General features: G+C 39.3%; 14 protein-coding genes. 12 read left to right on the forward strand and 2 right to left on the reverse strand.

Features of this window, described 5'->3' with window-relative positions; genetic code table 11:
- Positions 1-6 precede the first annotated feature (6 nt).
- The 8 genes from CPT03_RS15215 (at position 7) to CPT03_RS15250 (ending at position 11,142) form a co-directional block, all read left to right on the forward strand.
- A complete protein-coding gene (locus CPT03_RS15215; protein ID WP_099439633.1) occupies positions 7-1,497 on the forward strand; it encodes a RagB/SusD family nutrient uptake outer membrane protein in 1,491 nt (496 codons plus the stop codon).
- An 11-nt stretch (positions 1,498-1,508) separates the two neighbouring features.
- Positions 1,509-2,366, forward strand: coding sequence for a LamG domain-containing protein (locus tag CPT03_RS15220; protein WP_099439634.1), 858 nt, complete (start codon positions 1,509-1,511; stop codon positions 2,364-2,366).
- 80 nt (positions 2,367-2,446) lie between these two features.
- Positions 2,447-4,123, forward strand: a complete 1,677-nt coding sequence (locus tag CPT03_RS15225; protein ID WP_099439635.1) for a glucoamylase family protein — start codon at positions 2,447-2,449, stop codon at positions 4,121-4,123.
- A gap of 41 nt (positions 4,124-4,164) precedes the next feature.
- A complete protein-coding gene (locus CPT03_RS15230) occupies positions 4,165-5,517 on the forward strand; it encodes a glucoamylase family protein (protein WP_099441138.1) in 1,353 nt (450 codons plus the stop codon).
- Between the two features lie 3 nt (positions 5,518-5,520).
- The gene (locus CPT03_RS15235) at positions 5,521-7,269 is read left to right on the forward strand and encodes a family 43 glycosylhydrolase (protein WP_216641555.1); all 1,749 of its coding nucleotides are present in this window, start codon (positions 5,521-5,523) and stop codon (positions 7,267-7,269) included.
- A 12-nt stretch (positions 7,270-7,281) separates the two neighbouring features.
- Entirely contained in the window at positions 7,282-7,947 is a 666-nt protein-coding gene (locus CPT03_RS15240) for a GDSL-type esterase/lipase family protein (RefSeq protein ID WP_099439636.1), read from the forward strand.
- Between the two features lie 9 nt (positions 7,948-7,956).
- Positions 7,957-10,254 (forward strand): beta-glucosidase BglX, encoded by a 2,298-nt coding sequence (gene bglX, locus CPT03_RS15245; RefSeq protein WP_099439637.1) that lies wholly within the window; start codon positions 7,957-7,959, stop codon positions 10,252-10,254.
- 105 nt (positions 10,255-10,359) lie between these two features.
- Positions 10,360-11,142 (forward strand): prolyl oligopeptidase family serine peptidase, encoded by a 783-nt coding sequence (locus CPT03_RS15250; protein WP_099439638.1) that lies wholly within the window; start codon positions 10,360-10,362, stop codon positions 11,140-11,142.
- Positions 11,143-11,163: 21 nt separating this feature from the next.
- On the opposite strand, the gene CPT03_RS15255 is transcribed toward CPT03_RS15250, so the two are convergent.
- Both CPT03_RS15255 and CPT03_RS15260 read right to left on the reverse strand, forming a co-directional pair.
- Positions 11,164-11,889 carry a YebC/PmpR family DNA-binding transcriptional regulator gene (locus CPT03_RS15255; protein ID WP_099439639.1) on the reverse strand — a complete coding sequence of 242 codons (726 nt, stop codon included), beginning with the start codon at positions 11,887-11,889 and terminating at the stop codon, positions 11,164-11,166.
- Between the two features lie 51 nt (positions 11,890-11,940).
- Entirely contained in the window at positions 11,941-12,885 is a 945-nt protein-coding gene (locus CPT03_RS15260; protein WP_099439640.1) for an NAD-dependent epimerase/dehydratase family protein, read from the reverse strand.
- A 267-nt stretch (positions 12,886-13,152) separates the two neighbouring features.
- On the opposite strand from CPT03_RS15260, the gene CPT03_RS15265 reads away from it, so the two are divergent.
- Genes CPT03_RS15265 through CPT03_RS15280 form a run of 4 tightly spaced genes read left to right on the forward strand, consistent with a single transcriptional unit; the run spans position 13,153 to position 17,764 of the window.
- A complete protein-coding gene (locus CPT03_RS15265) occupies positions 13,153-13,815 on the forward strand; it encodes a gluconate 2-dehydrogenase subunit 3 family protein (RefSeq protein WP_099439641.1) in 663 nt (220 codons plus the stop codon).
- Between the two features lie 18 nt (positions 13,816-13,833).
- Positions 13,834-15,537 carry a GMC oxidoreductase gene (locus tag CPT03_RS15270; RefSeq protein WP_099439642.1) on the forward strand — a complete coding sequence of 568 codons (1,704 nt, stop codon included), beginning with the start codon at positions 13,834-13,836 and terminating at the stop codon, positions 15,535-15,537.
- The gene (locus CPT03_RS15275; RefSeq protein WP_099439643.1) at positions 15,537-16,697 is read left to right on the forward strand and encodes a Gfo/Idh/MocA family protein; all 1,161 of its coding nucleotides are present in this window, start codon (positions 15,537-15,539) and stop codon (positions 16,695-16,697) included. Before CPT03_RS15270 ends, CPT03_RS15275 begins: the two co-directional genes overlap by 1 nt.
- Before the next feature lie 8 nt (positions 16,698-16,705).
- A complete protein-coding gene (locus CPT03_RS15280; protein ID WP_099439644.1) occupies positions 16,706-17,764 on the forward strand; it encodes a sugar phosphate isomerase/epimerase family protein in 1,059 nt (352 codons plus the stop codon).
- The last annotated feature ends 5 nt before the right edge of the window (positions 17,765-17,769 follow it).

Below are 17,769 nucleotides of genomic sequence, written 5' to 3' on the forward strand. Positions count from 1 at the left end.
AAAGCGATGATAACTAACAATAAAATCAACATACATAAGTCCTTTGGTTTACTGCTAATTGCTGCATTAATAACCACTCAAGGATGTAAAAAAAGTTTCTTAGATGTACCCCCTCAAGGTCAGCAGGAAGCTAAAGAATTCTGGAAAACGCCTGAGGATGCAACCAAAGGGGTAAACTCTATGTACGCGAATCTTCGCTCCTGGCAAAATACTGCTTTTGCGCCTATGGGAGTAGAAAGCCTGGGGTCAGATGAGGCCGAGAAAGGTAGTACAGCCGGAGATGCAACATTTTTTAATGCTTTTGATGATTTCACACTTTCATCTACCGAAGGTCAGGTTAAAGATTTTTGGAAAGGCCAGTTTCAGAACATCAATTTAGCTAATCAGGTTTTAGACAACATCCCTAATATTAATATGGATGCCACGTTAAGAAACAGATATTTAGCTGAAGCAAAATTCATTAGAGCTTATTCTTATTTCAGATTGGTACGCGCATTTGGTGATGTTCCATTAAGATTAAATGTACCAAAAGATCCAAGTGAATATAACCTGCCACGCACACCTGCTGCACAGATTTGGGCGGCTATTGAAAAAGATCTTGATGAAGCAGCAGCCGTATTGCCACAAACATATGGTCCAGCTGATGTTGGCCGTGCCACCAAAGGTGCTGCAAAAGGCTTACATGCAAAAGTAGCAATGTATCAGAAAAAATGGGATCAGGTTTTATCGTTAACTAACGAGGTAATGACCATGGGTTATGCCCTTTTCCCTAACTATGAAGCGCTGTTCAGAGTACCAAATGAAAACAATTCAGAATCGGTATTTGAAATTCAAAGTCAAAAAATACCTTCTATAGCGGGAGCAACTACAAGTCAGTACTCCCAGATACAAGGTGTTAAAGGTGTTTCCTGGGGTGGATGGGGCTTCAATGTACCTACCCAGGCCTTAGCTAATGCTTTTGAACCGGGAGACCCAAGAAGAGATGCAACTATTCTTTTTGCCGGAGAAACTACCCCTCAGGGTGATGTAGTTCCAGACATAACTGGTAATCCAAGAATGTATAATCAGAAATCATATGTTCCATCAACCTATTGGCAGTCTGGATTCTCAGAAGGAGCTGATCAGAATATCCGCGTATTGCGCTATGCTGACATCCTGTTAATGAACGCAGAAGCAGCAAATGAGTTAGGTAATACCACTCAGGCATTATCTTCATTAGAACAAGTAAGAAAACGTGCAAGACAAGGTAGCACCACTATTTTGCCTGCTGTAACTACAACAGATAAAACCGCTTTGAGAACAGCAATATGGCATGAAAGACAGGTTGAACTTGCAATGGAGTTTGATCGTTTCTTTGATGTAATTCGTCAGGGACGAGGAGTAGAAGTTTTTGGAACAAAAGGTTTTAAAGCCGGCAGAAGCGAACTTATGCCTGTTCCATCTGATGAAATTGACCTTAGTGGCGGAGTGTTAACCCAAAATCCAGGATACAATTAAACTATAAGATCATGAAAGTATTAAAAAACAATATAAAACTAATGCTGACTGGATTAGCATTAACGGTAGCTATATCTTCATGCCAGGAAAAGGAGAATGATTATGCTCCGCAACAACCAGCAATTGATGGTTACGTTTTTTCAAAAGATGTTGCTCCTGAAAGTTTAGTTGCTCACTGGGGGTTTGAAGGAGATTTGAAAGAAGACAAAAGTGGATTGGAAGGAACAGCAACAAATACTTCATTCGCGGCAGGTATTAAAGGACAAGCCTACAAAGGAAGTTCAACTGGCTTTGTGGCCTACGAAACCACGCCGGGCACTAACCTTAAAGACTTGAAAAGCTTTACAACAACGCTTTGGATAAAAACCGAAAAACATGATGGTGGTGCTCAATGTGTATTTATGTTGCCAAGGACAAGCGATTTCTGGGGAAATATGTTTGTTATGATTGAAGGGAACAATACCACAGAAGATAAAATGCTGATCAAAGTTGGCTATGCAGGTCAGTGGGCTGAATTGACTGGCGACCTTAGGGTTAACGGCATTTATGGTAAATGGGCACATCTTGCCTTCTCATACGATGCTGGAACATCAAAGTTTGCAATGTACGTAAACGGAGCTGCTTTAACACTTCCGGCAAGTATAACTGATAGAAAAAACGGAAGCAATCCGCTTGGGAATTTAAATATGCCTGATGTATCAAAATTTGTGATTGGTGCATTCCAACAGCAATTAGGTGCGCCTTGGGGAGCTCCAGATGGATGGATGCTGCCATACACAGGTGTGCTTGATGAATTGCGCATATTTAATAAAGCACTAACTTCAAAAGAGGTAGGTGCTATTTATAAACTTGAAACAAAAGGCAGATAAGCATTACTTTAAGTTTAGAACAGAAAGTTTACCGGTCTAACTAACACCGGTAAGCTTTTTCATCACCTTGCGATTTTATTATGACGGCTAAATACTATCTGGTTTTACTTCTTTTGATTTTGGCAGGATCTTCTTGTAAAAAAAGTGATCAAGGCAACCCAGTTGACCCTCCAGTTGAACCACCAACCGGATCATTTACCTTTAACGAATTAAAAGTAAATGATTTGTTTAGTGGCTTTAGCTATTATTCGGTGAATCTGAAACCTACTATAAAACTTTCCTTTTCGGCAGCAATTGATAAGAGTTCTGTTGTAAATGGAATTGTAATGAAAGATAAGGGAAACAATTCGGTGGCACTTAACGTCGCCTTTGAAAATGACGATAAAACAATAGTACTTTCTCCTGCGTCTAGCCTACAGGCAATTACAATGTATTTCCTGGATGCTCAAACAAATCTTAAATCAACCAGTGGCAATAAGTTATTAAGTCCAATCACCATAAATCTTGTAACCACTATTGACCCTGCGAACAAGTTTCCCGAGATTTCGGATCAGGAATTATTGACAAAAATTCAAAGACAAACATTTAAATACTTTTGGGATTTCGCTCACCCTGCCAGTGGCATGGCACGGGAAAGGAATACATCTGGGAATACAGTTACTTCAGGTGGTTCAGGCTTCGGGATAATGGCTATTATTACCGGAGTTCACAGAGGTTTTATTACAAAAGCCGAGGGTCTTTCAAGAATTCAAAAAATTGTTGCCTTTCTAAAAACTGCTGATCGTTTCCATGGGGCATATGCTCATTGGATTGATGGAAATACGGGAAAAGCAATTGCTTTTAGCACTAAAGATAATGGCGGTGACCTTGTTGAAACATCTTTTTTAATACAGGGATTACTTACTGCACGACAATATTTTAACGGATCGGATCAGGCTGAATCTTCTTTAAGATCAGACATCAATAGCATTTATAATGGAGTTGAGTGGGACTGGTACAGGAAGGATAACAGCAACACTTTATACTGGCATTGGAGCCCTAATTATAACTGGGACATGAATATGCCTATACGAGGCTGGAATGAGGCCTTAATTACTTATGTTCTGGCTGCCTCCTCTACTACACATGCTATACCAAAATCTGTTTATGATAACGGCTGGGCAAATAATGGCAATTTAAAAAATGGGAATAGCTATTATGGCGTTCAGCTTCCTCTTGGTCCGGCCAGTGGTGGCCCATTATTTTTTTCTCATTATTCTTTTCTTGGTATAAATCCGACAGGGCTTAGTGATGCTTATGCCAATTATGAAACACAAAATAAGGCTCATGCCTTAATCCATTATAACTATGCAAAAGCTAACCCCAAGAATTTTTACGGGTACGGAGAAGATTGCTGGGGGCTTACTGCCAGTGATGATATTAATGGATACTTGGCACACGAACCAACGAATGATAATGGTGTGATTTCGCCAACGGCTGCGCTTTCTTCATTTCCTTATACCCCGGTTGAGTCTATGCAGGCTCTTAAGTTCTTTTATTATAAACTTGGCGATAAAATATTTAAAGAATATGGCTTTACTGATGCTTTTTCTTTACACGACACCTGGTTTGCCGAATCTACTTTGGCAATAGACCAGGGTCCGATTATAATCATGATTGAAAACTATAGGAGCAAGCTATTATGGGATCTATTTATGAGCTGTCCGGAAGTAAAAACAGGAATGAAGGATTTAGGCTTTACCGGGCCTAATCTTTAAAATAATATATAAGACATAACACTCAAATGAAACCCTTTATTATGAAAACTACACACCTAATTGCAATTCTCCTTTCTTTTTTCATCCTGTCGTCGACTTCAAAGATTTTAGCTCAAAGCAAGAAGACGGATGCAGGAATTAAGCCTGATCTCTCAATTAAAAAAAACCTTACTGATGACCAGCTGCTTGATCTGGTACAAAAACAAACTTTCAGATATTTCTGGGATTTTGGGCATCCTGTTAGTGGTATGGCACGCGAACGTAGTAACAAATCATTTGACTATGGTGATGAAGTAGTTACAACAGGTGGTACAGGCTTTGGTGTTATGGCTATGATAGTAGCTGCTGAACGCAAATTCATTACACGTGAACAAGCTGCTGAACGCACAAAAAAAATAGTAGACTTTTTATGGAAAGCAGATATGTTTCATGGTGCTTTTCCTCATTGGCTAAATGGCGAAACTGGAAAAGTAATTCGCTTTAGCCCTAAAGATGATGGTGCAGATATTGTTGAAACTTCATTGCTGTTTCAAGGTTTATTAACTGCCCGTCAATATTATACTGCAGACAATCCTGTCGAAAACGACATTAGAAATAAAATACTCTGGATGTGGGAAGGTATTGAATGGAATTGGTTTACTCAAAACCAAAATGTTCTTTACTGGCACTGGAGCCCAAATAACGGATGGAGTATGAACCATCAGATTAAAGGGTGGAACGAATGCTTAATCACATATGTGATGGCTGCCGCATCTCCAAAATTCCCCATTAGCAAACGCGTTTATGACGATGGTTACGCAAACAACAATACTTTCTTTAACGGCCGTAAATTTAATGGTATTACATTGCCGTTAGGCTTTGACTATGGCGGTCCTTTATTCTTTTCACATTACTCTTTTCTGGGCTTAGACCCTCGTGGTTTAAAAGATAATAATGCCGATTACTGGGAACAAAATAAAAATCATACGCTTATTAACAGGGCTTACTGTATAGAAAACCCTAAAAAATATAAGGGTTATGGTGCCAATAGCTGGGGCTTAACTGCCAGTGATAGCTGGGGCGGTTATGCAGCTCACTCACCAACAGAAGATTTAGGGGTAATTACACCAACTGCCGCCTTATCTGCTTTTCCTTATACTCCTGAATATTCAATGGAAGCGCTAAAACATTTTTATTTTGATAAAGGCGATAAATTGTGGAGTGAATATGGCTTTGTTGATGCCTTTAGCGATGAAAAAGACTGGTATGCAAAATCTCACCTTGCTATAGATCAGGGTCCAATCATTGTGATGATTGAAAATTACCGCAGCGGCTTACTGTGGAAATTATTCATGAGCAGTCCTGATGTTAAGCGAGGTCTTAAAACCTTAGGTTTCACCAGTCCTAATTTGTAGATTATGATGAAGCAAAAATACATTACAATGTTCCTGATGCTTCTTTTAAGCACAGGTGCATTTGCTCAAAAAAAGCAGCTTACCTACTGTAATCCGATTAATCTGGATTATGGCTACACTCCTATTCCAAATTTCTCTGAACAAGGAAAACACAGGGCTACTGCCGATCCTGTTATTGTAACGTATAAAGGTGACTACTATCTTTTCTCGACCAACCAATGGGGGTATTGGTGGAGCAGTGACATGTATAACTGGAAGTTCGTTTCTAAAAACTTTTTAAGACCAGAGCATAAGGTGTATGATGACCTATGCGCCCCATCTGTTTGGGTACAAGGAGATACCATGCTTGTTTTTGGTTCTACCTACTCTAAAAACTTCCCAATATGGATGAGTACTGATCCTAAAAACAATGAATGGAAAGAAGCGGTTCATGAATTTGAAATTGGCGGATGGGATCCTGCTCATTTTGTTGATGATGATGGCAAACTATACATGTATAATGGTAGCAGTAATAGCTATCCGTTATATGGCATTGAGTTAAACAGAAAAACTTTTGAACCAATTGGCACACGTAAAGAATTACTGCTGTTAAATCCGGATCGATTTGGATGGCAACGATTTGGAGAATATTTAGACAACACTTTTTTAGATCCTTTTATGGAGGGGGCATGGGTAACCAAGCACAATAGTAAGTATTACCTTCAATATGGTGCGCCAGGCACTGAATTTAGCGGCTATGCAGATGGAGTAGCTGTTGGGTCTACCCCGTTGGGGCCATTTGAACATCAATCTACTCCTTTTTCATGGAAACCTGGTGGCTTTGCCCGTGGTGCAGGTCATGGTGCTACTTATCAGGATAAATGGAATAATTACTGGCATGTTTCTACTATAGCAATCTCTGTTAAAAACAACTTTGAACGCCGCCTGGGTATCTGGCCAGCAGGCTTTGATAAAGACGATGTGATGTATATGGATGCTGCCTTCGGCGATTATCCTCATTACTTACCTACTGCAGCGCAGGATCATTTAAAAAGCGGTTTTACGGGATGGATGTTATTAAACTACAATAAGCCTGTAACAGTATCATCAACGCTTGGATCATTCTATGCCAACAGTGCTGTTGATGAAAGCATTAAAACTTACTGGAGTGCAAAAACAGGCGACAAGGGCGAGTGGATTCAAACTGATCTTGGTGGCCTGTCTACAGTAAATGCGGTACAAATTAATTATGCCGATCAGGATGCTGAGTTTCTGGGTAAACGACAAGACATTTATCATCAATACAAACTGTGGTATTCTACAGATGGCGTTAAATGGAAAATCCTAAAAGATAAAAGCGCCAATAAAACCGATGTACCTCATGATTATATTGAGTTAGAACAACCTGTTAAAGCGCGGTTTATAAAACTCGAAAACATACATATGCCTACAGGTAAATTTGCTATTAGCGGGTTAAGGGTATTTGGAAATGGCAATCAGGCTGTTCCGAAAAGTGTTAAAGATTTTGTTGTACTAAGAACCGAGAAAGACAAACGAAGTGCATGGTTAAAATGGGCACCTGTTGAAGATGCTTATGCTTACAACATTTATATAGGTACCGAACCTGATAAGCTTTACAACTGTATCATGATATATAATGCAAATGAATACTGGTATAAAGGAATGGACAAAAATAAAACTTACTATTTTAGCATTGAAGCAATCAACGAGAGCGGGGTTTCTCAAAAAACAAAGGTTGCCACTGTTAACTAGAAAAATCAAATTATGAAACAAAATTTTTATTTCCGTCTTCTTTTTATTCTACTTGTAAGTTTATCTGTTAATTCATACGCTCAGTCTGGCAAGCCCTTTTGGAACGATATTCAAAAATTTAAACACAAAGACAGCTTATCAATGCCTCCCAAAAAAAAGGTAGTATTTGTAGGGAGTTCATCATTTACAAGATGGAATGATCTTGAAACTGTTTATAAAGATTATCATGCTATTAATCGTGGTTTTGGCGGGTCAACATTGCAACAGGCAAATGACTACATTAATGAGCTTGTGTTTGCCTATAAGCCTAAGCAGGTAGTGATTTATAGTGGCGAAAATGATATTGCCGAAGGCACCAGTGCCGATGAAACTTTTAGCCGGTTTACCACCTTTTTTAACAACATCCGTAAAGGTTTGCCAAAAGCAAATATCCTGTACATTTCAATGAAGCTAAGCCCATCAAGAATGAAGTTTGCAGACAATGTGAACAAAGCAAACACCATGATAAAAGAATACATCAGTAAGCAAAAGAATGCAAGGTTCATTGATGTAAATTCCAAAATGCTGGATGCTAATGGTGAGCCAAGACCCGACTTATTTGTAGAAGATATGCTGCACATGAAACCGGCCGGATATGACATCTGGATAAAGGAAATAACACCCTACTTAAAAAAATAACACATTAAAATGAAAATATCTCACTTACTATTATTGTTTACATTTTTCTGCAGCAGTGCCACTTTTGCACAGCAGAAAAAAAAAGTTCCCGCAGCTGATCAAAAAATGAATGCTTTTATCAGCAATCTGCTATCTAAGATGACTTTAGATGAAAAGATTGGGCAACTTAATTTACTAACCGGTGGCGAAGCGACCACAGGATCAGTAGTAAGTACGGATGTTGAAAGTAAAATAAAAAATGGACAGGTAGGTGGTATGTTCAGTTTTACCACACCTCAAAAAATCCGTAAGGCACAAGAGATTGCTGTAAATGAAAGCAGACTTAAAATACCTATCATTTTTGGTCAGGATGTGATTCATGGATATAAAACTACCTTCCCCATTCCATTGGCTTTATCCTGCACCTGGGATATGTCTCTTATACAAAAAACTGCTCGCATTGCTGCGGTTGAGGCTACTGCCGATGGGCTTAACTGGACCTTCTCTCCTATGGTTGATATTTCAAGAGATCCGCGCTGGGGAAGAATCTCTGAAGGATCTGGAGAGGATACTTATCTGGGCAGCCAAATTGCCAAAGCAATGATTAAGGGCTATCAGGGCGATGATCTTTCTAAATACAATACTATGATGGCTTGTGTTAAGCACTTTGCCTTATATGGTGCTGCTGAGGCCGGAAGGGACTACAATACTACAGACATGAGTTTGGATAGGATGTACAATGAATACCTGCCTCCTTATAAAGCTGCTGTTGATGCTGGTGCTGGAAGTGTAATGACCTCATTTAATGATATAAATGGTGTGCCGGCTACTGCCAATAAATGGTTAATGACTGATCTGTTACGTAAACAATGGGGTTTTAAAGGTTTCGTAGTTACTGATTATACAGCCATAAATGAATTGATAGATCATGGCTTAGGCGATTTACAAGCAGTATCGGCCTTATCGTTAAATGCCGGTGTTGACATGGATATGGTTGGTGAAGGGTTTTTAACTACACTAAAAAAATCAGTACAACAAGGTAAAGTTAAAACCCAGCAAATTGATAACGCATGCCGCCTTGTGTTAGAGGCCAAATATAAACTTGGATTGTTTGAAGATCCGTATCGTTATTGCAATGAAGAACGTGCAAAATCTGAAATACTTAAACCTGAACATTTACAATTTGCACGTGAAGCGGCAACGCAATCGTTCGTATTGTTAAAAAATGATAAACAGACATTACCTCTTAAAAAAACAGGTACAGTTGCATTAATTGGCCCGTTAGCTAACACGGGTCCTAATATGCCAGGAACATGGAGTGTAAACAGCGATTTAGGAAATACCGCTTCCCTTTTAGAAGGAATGAAAGCTACATTAGGATCGGATGTTAAAATTCTACATAGCTTGGGCTCCAATTTATTGGCCAATGAAGAGTATCAAAAAAGAGCTACAATGTTCGGCCGCGATATTCCAAGAGACAACCGTCCGGAACAACAGGTGATCAAAGAAGCCGTAGATGTTGCAAAACAAGCCGATGTGGTTATTGCTGCTTTAGGAGAAAGTTCAGAAATGAGTGGCGAGAGTTCAAGTCGTACGGATCTGAAAATTCCGGCAGTTCAAAAACGCTTATTACAGGCCTTACTTAAAACTGGTAAGCCGGTGGTTTTAGTTTTGTTTAGTGGGCGCCCACTGGTTTTAAACTGGGAAAATGAGAATGTACCGGCAATACTTAATGTTTGGTTTGGTGGTACTGAAGCTGCTAAGGCTATTACTGATGTTGTGTTTGGCGATGTAAACCCTTCCGGAAAATTGACAGCCACTTTCCCACAAAACGTTGGTCAGATTCCGCTGTATTACAGTCATAAAAATACAGGTCGTCCATTAGAAGATGGTAAATGGTTTTCTAAATTCCGTTCTAATTACATTGATGTAAGTAATGAGCCTTTGTATCCCTTTGGATATGGACTAAGCTATACCACATTTGATTATAGCGATGTAAAACTTGACAAAAATAAATTTAAGGCCGGTGAAGTTATCAATGCAAGTGTTATTGTTAAGAATACCGGAACACGAGAAGGAAAAGAAGTAGTTCAGCTTTACATAAGAGATTTAGTAGGCAGCTCTACCCGGCCGGTTAAAGAGTTAAAACACTTTGAAAAGATTAATTTAAAACCAGGAGAAAGCAAAACTGTTAATTTCAAGATTACTGTTGATGATTTAAAATTCTATAATTCAAACCTGAAATATGTAGCAGAGCCTGGAGATTTTAAAGTATTCATTGGTACAAATTCAAGAGACGTTAAGACTAATCAGTTTACATTGTTATAGGATATTAAGTTAATCAACCATCCAGTAACCAGAAGGTCATCATGAAATAAATTCATGATGACCTTCTGGTTTTAAAAAGATTACAATTTTGTTTATTTTAGTAAGATGAACAGGATTAAATTAACCGCTTTGACGATCTTGCTGTTTGGATTAAATAGCAATGCTCAGGACTTTAAGAAATATGATTCAGGGAATTTTATTGAAGGAAAAGACAGCATTTATTATAGAATTCTGTTTCCTGAAAACTTTGATCCAACTCAAAAATATCCAATACTTTTTTTCTTACATGGAAGTGGAGAAAGAGGAAGCGACAATGAGAAGCAACTTACTCATGGTGGCAAGTTATTTTTGAAAGACAGTGTTCGTAAAAAATTCCCTGCAATAATAGTGTTCCCGCAATGCAGTGAAGATAGCTTCTGGGCAAATGTTGAGTTCAAGACAAATCAAGAAGGGCAGCGAGAATTTAATTTCCAAACTGGCGGCAAACCCACAAAATCTATGCATGCTTTGATAGGTATGATTGATAACTTTTTAGACAAACCTTTCGTGGATAAGAAAAAAGTTTACATAGGTGGTTTATCCATGGGAGGAATGGGCACTTATGAACTGTTGAGACGTAAACGTAAAACATTTGCTGCTGCTTTTGCTATCTGTGGGGGCGATAACATTGCTAATGTTCAAAAATATAAAAAGGTTCCGCTATGGATTTTTCATGGAGAGAAAGATGATGTAGTGCCTGTGGTACTTTCTACATCTATAGCTGATCAACTAAAAATATTGGATAAAACTCCAAAAATAACACTTTATCCCGAAGCCAATCACAACAGTTGGGACTCTGCCTTTGCAGAGCCGGAACTGTTGCCATGGCTATTTTCTAATCAGAAATAATGGATTCTAATATGGCAGAATTTATTCTGCCATATTATGATAAACAGCCTGAACATCATCGTCCTCTTCCAGTTTATCTATAAGTTTAAATACATCTGCAGCTTGTTCTTCAGTTACTGTAGTAGTAGAAAGTGAAATACGTTCTAATTTGGCACTTTTCATTTCAAGCCCCTGATCTTCGAGCGCTTTTTGCATTTTACCGAAATCTTCGAAGGCAGTTTGAACTACTGCAATGTCATTTCCTTCTTCATCAGCCTCAAGATATAGTTCTTCCAATCCTGAATCGATCAATTCAAACTCCAGTTCTTCAAGGTCCTTCTCTCCCGGTAAGAACCTGAATATCGACTTGCGGTTAAATATAAAATCAAGAGAACCCGTTTTACCTAAAGTACCACCTGTTTTATTGAAATAGCTACGTACGTTAGCTACGGTTCTGTTTGTATTGTCTGTAGCGGTTTCTATTAGAACGGCAACTCCATGCTGTGCATATCCTTCATAAACATACTCTTCGTATCCATTTTCATCTTTATTTGAAGCACGTTTAATAGCCGCATCAACTCTATCCTTAGGCATGTTTACTGCCTTAGCATTTTGTATAGCTGTACGTAAACGAGAGTTAGTATCAGGACTTGCTCCGCCATCTTTAACGGCCATTACAATCTCTTTACCAATCCTGGTAAATTGTACGGCCATTTTGGCCCAACGTTTAAATTTTCTTTCTTTTCTGAACTCAAATGCTCTTCCCATTTTATTCTATTTGGTGGTTATTTTAGTAGTTAGTATTTAAAATCTAAATACTCATTTTTTTAAATTTTTAATCATATCAATTGTAAGCTTTGATAGGTCATATTCAGGTTTCCATGCCCATTCATCTATGGCAAAGCTATCGTCAATTGACCTCGGCCAGCTATCCGCAATGTTTTGTCGCGGATCATTTTCGGTGTAAGTTAATGTAAATTCCGGAATATGCTTTCTGATCTCGGCTGCCAAAATCTCAGGGGTAAAACTTACTCCGGCAAAATTATAGCTGGAGCGGATAGTAATTTTTGAGGCGTCAGCATCCATTAGCTCTATTGTTCCCCGTATAGCATCATCCATATACATCATCGGCAATTCCGTTGCTGCATTTAAAAACGAGGCATAAGTTCCCTTTTTTAAGGCATCGTGAAAAATATGAATCGCATAATCAGTAGTTCCACCCCCTGGTGCAGCCTTCCAGCTTATCAGGCCCGGGTAGCGTATGCTTCGTACATCTAAATTATATTTTTGATGGTAGTATTCGCACCAGCGTTCTCCGGCGAGTTTACTAATTCCATAAACAGTATTCGGATCCATCACACAATATTGAGGAGTATTATCCTTCGGAGAGTTTGGCCCGAACACGGCAATAGAACTTGGCCAGTAAACTTTTGCAGTTTGATAGGTTATTGCCAGATCTAAAATATTAAGCAAGCCATTCATGTTAAGGTCCCAGGCAAGTTTAGGATTTTGCTCTCCTGTTGCCGATAAAAGTGCTGCCAGTAAATACACCTGTGTTGGTTTATACTTCTGAAAAATACTATTTAAAGTATCCTTTTCCAATACGTTTACAAATTCAAAAGGCCCGGAGTTTTTAATGTCATAATCAGGTCGGCGGATGTCGCATGCAACGACATTTAACTCCCCATATACTTTTCGTAAAGCTGTTACCAGTTCTGTGCCTATCTGGCCATTAGAACCTAATACTACTATTTTCTCAACCATAACTGCTTTGGATTTTGACAAAAATAAATAAATGAACGAACCTATTCAAAAATGTTTATTACAACGAACATTTTACGTGGCAAAAAGCAATATCTCGGATACTCAATGAGATGGATTTTCGTTAATTTTCCTAGTACCCTTTAATAAGTAACAAAAACATTATATATTTACTTTAATTGTGTATTTAGAACACTAACTGTTTATTTTTTCTTAATATTACAAAACAAAACACACTTAGAATACACCAAAACACCTAAACCGCCAAATATGGACAGACGAGAAGCAGTGAGGAATATGGCCTTCCTAATGGGAGGAGCTTTATCTGCAACTACGATAGGAGTATTTCTTGACAGTTGTAACTCACCATCTACAAAAACCAGTGGTAACTTATTTGATGATAACCAGCTTAAGCTGATCACCGAAGTTGCTGACATCATTATCCCTACAACCAGTTCGCCAGGTGCAAAGGCGGCCGGAGTAGGTCCATTTATTGCCTTAATGGTAAAAGACTGCTATCCTGAAGATGCTCAAAAGGCATTTGTAAAAGGACTGGATGCTCTTGAAGGCCAATCTAAAGACGAATTTAAAAAATCTTTCCTTGAAATTTCTCCTGAACAGCGTACGCAGCTGCTTAGCAAATTAAGAGAAGAGACCATTACTGCTACCAAAGCTGAACAGGAAGCGCTTGATAAACAAAACAGTGATCCTGATAAGGCAAAATCTCAAACCGAAAATGCTGGTTTCGCATCGATCCTACCAAAGGACAAGCCGAAAACAGAACCACGTTTCTTCTCTATCATCAGAGACTTAACCTTACTGGGTTATTTCACTTCTGAAATTGGAGCAACTAAAGCAATGGCTTACGTTGATATCCCTGGCCGCTATGATGGCTGCGTGGATTTAAAACCTGGCCAAAAAGTTTGGGCATAAACCTTATATAGCATTAAAATGAGCAATTTAAATACGAAAGCGACAGCTAACAATACATATGATGCAATTGTTGTAGGATCTGGAATTAGTGGTGGCTGGGCAGCAAAGGAATTAACAGAAAAAGGCTTAAAAGTTTTATTACTTGAAAGAGGAAGAAACATTGAGCACGTAAAAGATTATACTACCGCGACAAAAAAGCCATGGGAATTTGAGCATCGCGGAAGAATAACAGAAGCACAAAAAGAAGCGCACCCGGTACAAAAGAGAGATTATCCATACTCAGAATTTAACGAGAGCTATTGGGTAAATGACCATGATTGTCCGTATACAGAAATTAAACGTTTTGATTGGTACCGTGGATTCCACGTAGGTGGAAAATCATTGATGTGGGGCAGACAGAGCTACCGTTTCAGTGATCTTAACTTTGAAGACAACCTTAAAGATGGGCATGGCGTAGACTGGCCAATCAGATATAAAGACCTTGCACCATGGTATGATTATGTAGAGAAATTTGCAGGTATCAGTGGACAAGTAGAAGGATGGCCAGCATTGCCTGACGGACATTTCTTACCTCCAATGGAGATGAACTGTGTTGAGAAGGATGTAAAAAAGCGCATTGAAGATAAGTGGAAAAAATCGAGGATCATGACCATTGGCCGTACAGCCAATTTAACTGTACCTCATGGCGGAAGGGGCTCTTGTCAATACCGCAACCTTTGTAGCAGGGGCTGTCCGTTCGGTGCTTATTTTAGTACCCAATCATCTACCCTGCCTGCTGCTATGGCGACAAACAACCTTACTTTACGTCCTTTTTCATTGGTAAACACCATCATCTATGACAAGGAAACCCAAAAGGCAAAAGGTGTTGTAGTAATCGATTCTGAAACAAAAGAAACTATAGAATATTTTGCAAAGATCGTTTTTGTAAACGGATCTACTTTAGGTTCTACTTTCTTGTTGCTTAATTCTACATCTGCTGAATTCCCTGATGGATTAGGTAATGGCAGTGGTCAGTTAGGCCATAACCTGATGGATCACCACTTCCGTTGTGGTGCATCTGGAAGAGCAGAGGGTTTTGATGATAAATATACTTATGGCCGCCGCGCAAATGGAATCTACATCCCTAGATACAGAAACATGGGCAATGATAAACGCGACTATGTAAGAGGTTTTGGCTATCAAGGAGGTGCAAGCAGAGGTAACTGGCATGCTGATGTTGCTGAAATGGCATTTGGAGCCGAGTTTAAAGATCAAATGACCACTCCGGGTGCATGGAGTATGGGATTGGGAGGCTTTGGTGAATCTCTTCCATATTTCGAAAACCGCGTTTACATTGACAAAAGCAAGAAAGACAAGTGGGGTCAGCCGGTATTGGCTATTGATTGTGAGTTTAAAGATAACGAGCAGAAAATGCGCGTTGATATGATGAATGATGCTGCAGAAATGCTTGAGGCATCAGGAATTAAAGACGTTAAAACTTACGATAACGGATCTGCACCAGGTATGGCGATACATGAAATGGGAACTGCCCGTATGGGACATGACCCTAAAACTTCGGTATTAAATAAATGGAATCAGATGCATGAAGTAAAAAATGTTTTTGTAACAGATGGATCTTGCATGACTTCAGCTGCATGCCAGAACCCATCATTAACATATATGGCTTTAACAGCAAGAGCTTGTGATTTTGCAGTTAGTGAATTAAAAAAAGGTAACATTTAATGAAGACAAGAAAAATTAGAATGGGCATGGTAGGCGGCGGTAAAGACGCGTTTATCGGTGCAGTTCATCGTATTGCCGCTAACATTGACGGCCAGGTAGAGTTTTGCTGCGGAGCATTGAGTATACACCCCGAAATTGCCAGAGAATCTGGTGAAATGTTATTCCTTCCGGAAGACAGGGTTTATATGAACTTTGAGGAAATGATTGAGAAAGAAAGCAAATTACCTGCTGACAAACGTATCGACTTTGTAACTATTGTTACCCCAAATTTTGCCCACTTTGCTCCTGCAATGATGGCCTTGGATCATGGGTTTAACGTAGTAATTGAAAAACCAATTGCTTTATCTCTTGAAGAAGCTAAGTTATTACAGCAAAAAGTACAGGAGACTGGCTTAATTCTATGCTTAACGCATACCTACTCTGGTTATCCAATGGTAAAACAAGCCAGACAAATGGTAAAAGAAGGAAAACTTGGTGCCATTAGAAAAATTATGGTTGAGTATCCTCAGGGATGGCTAAGCACGCTTACCGAAAGAGAAGGAAATGCCCAGGCCGCATGGCGCACCGACCCAACCAAAAGTGGAAAAAGCGGTTGTATGGGAGATATAGGAACACACGCTGCGCAATTAGCAGAGTATATTTCAGGCTTAAAAATCACTAAGCTATGTGCCGATCTGAACGTTGTAGTTCAGGGAAGGGCACTTGATGACGACGGCAACGTACTTTTGAAATTTGACAATGGCGCAAGCGGTGTATTATCAGCATCTCAGGTTGCTGCAGGTGAAGAAAATGCACTAAAAATTAGAGTATATGGAGAAAAAGGCGGATTAGAGTGGAACCAGCAAGAGCCAAATACGTTAACTTTAAAATGGCTTAATGAACCAGCTCAGATTTACCGCGCAGGGCAAGCTTATCTTTCAGATATTGCAAAACACAACTTACGTGTTCCAGGCGGACATCCGGAAGGCTACCTAGAAGCTTTTGCAAACATTTATAGAAATTTTGCACTTACGGTTTCGGCTAAAATCCATGGTACAACTCCTACAGAAGCCATGCTGGATTTCCCAAGGGTTGAAGATGGTGTAAGAGGTATGGCATTTATTGACACAGTAGTGGATTCAAGCCAATCTGATCAAAAATGGACAGATTTTAAAATATAAAAAATATCATGACAACACTTAAAGGTCCCGGAGTTTTCCTTGCTCAATTTATTGGTGATGAGGCTCCTTTTAATTCTTTAGATGCTATTTGTGAATGGGCGGCGGGCTTAGGCTTTAAAGGTATCCAAATGCCTACCCTTGACGCAAGGTTTATCGATCTTCAAAAAGCAGCAGAAAGCAAAACATATGCTGATGAGTTAACCGGCAAGGTTAGATCGTATGGTCTGGAAATCACGGAATTGTCGACACATTTACAAGGTCAGCTGGTTGCTGTACATCCGGCATATGACCTTGCTTTTGATGCCTTCGCTCCTGATCAATATAAAAACAATCCTAAAGCAAGAACTGAATGGGCAGTGCAGCAATTAAAATATGCTGCAAAAGCCTCTCAGAATCTTGGCTTAAATGCACATGCTACTTTTAGCGGTTCGTTGCTTTGGCATATGTTCCATCCGTGGCCTCAACGCCCGGAAGGACTTGTTGATGCAGCTTTTACTGAACTTGCAAAAAGGTGGACACCTATATTAAACGAGTTTGATAACTGTGGTGTAGATGTTTGTTACGAAATACACCCTGGTGAAGATCTTTTTGACGGCATCACTTACGAAATGTTCCTTGAAAAGGTGAACAACCACCCTCGTGCATGTCTGCTTTATGATCCATCTCACTTTGTATTACAGCAGCTTGATTACATCCAGTACATAGATTTTTACCATGAACGCATAAAAGCATTCCATGTTAAAGATTCTGAATTCAATGCTACAGGAAAACAAGGAACATTTGGAGGCTATCAGAGCTGGGCAAACCGTGCCGGAAGGTATCGTTCGCCAGGTGATGGGCAGGTAGATTTCAAAACCATATTCAGTAAGCTTGCTCAGTATGATTACAAAGGTTGGGCTGTAATGGAATGGGAATGCTGCATTAAGGATGCCGAAGTTGGCGCCAGAGAAGGTGCTGAATTCATCAAAAAGAATATCATTAAAGTAACCACTAAAGCATTCGATGATTTTGCTGCTTCAGGAGGTAATGACGACTTCAATAACAGAATTTTAGGTTTAGATAAATAATACAA

It is taken from the genome of Pedobacter ginsengisoli, assembly GCF_002736205.1.
Taxonomy (GTDB): domain Bacteria; phylum Bacteroidota; class Bacteroidia; order Sphingobacteriales; family Sphingobacteriaceae; genus Pedobacter; species Pedobacter ginsengisoli_A.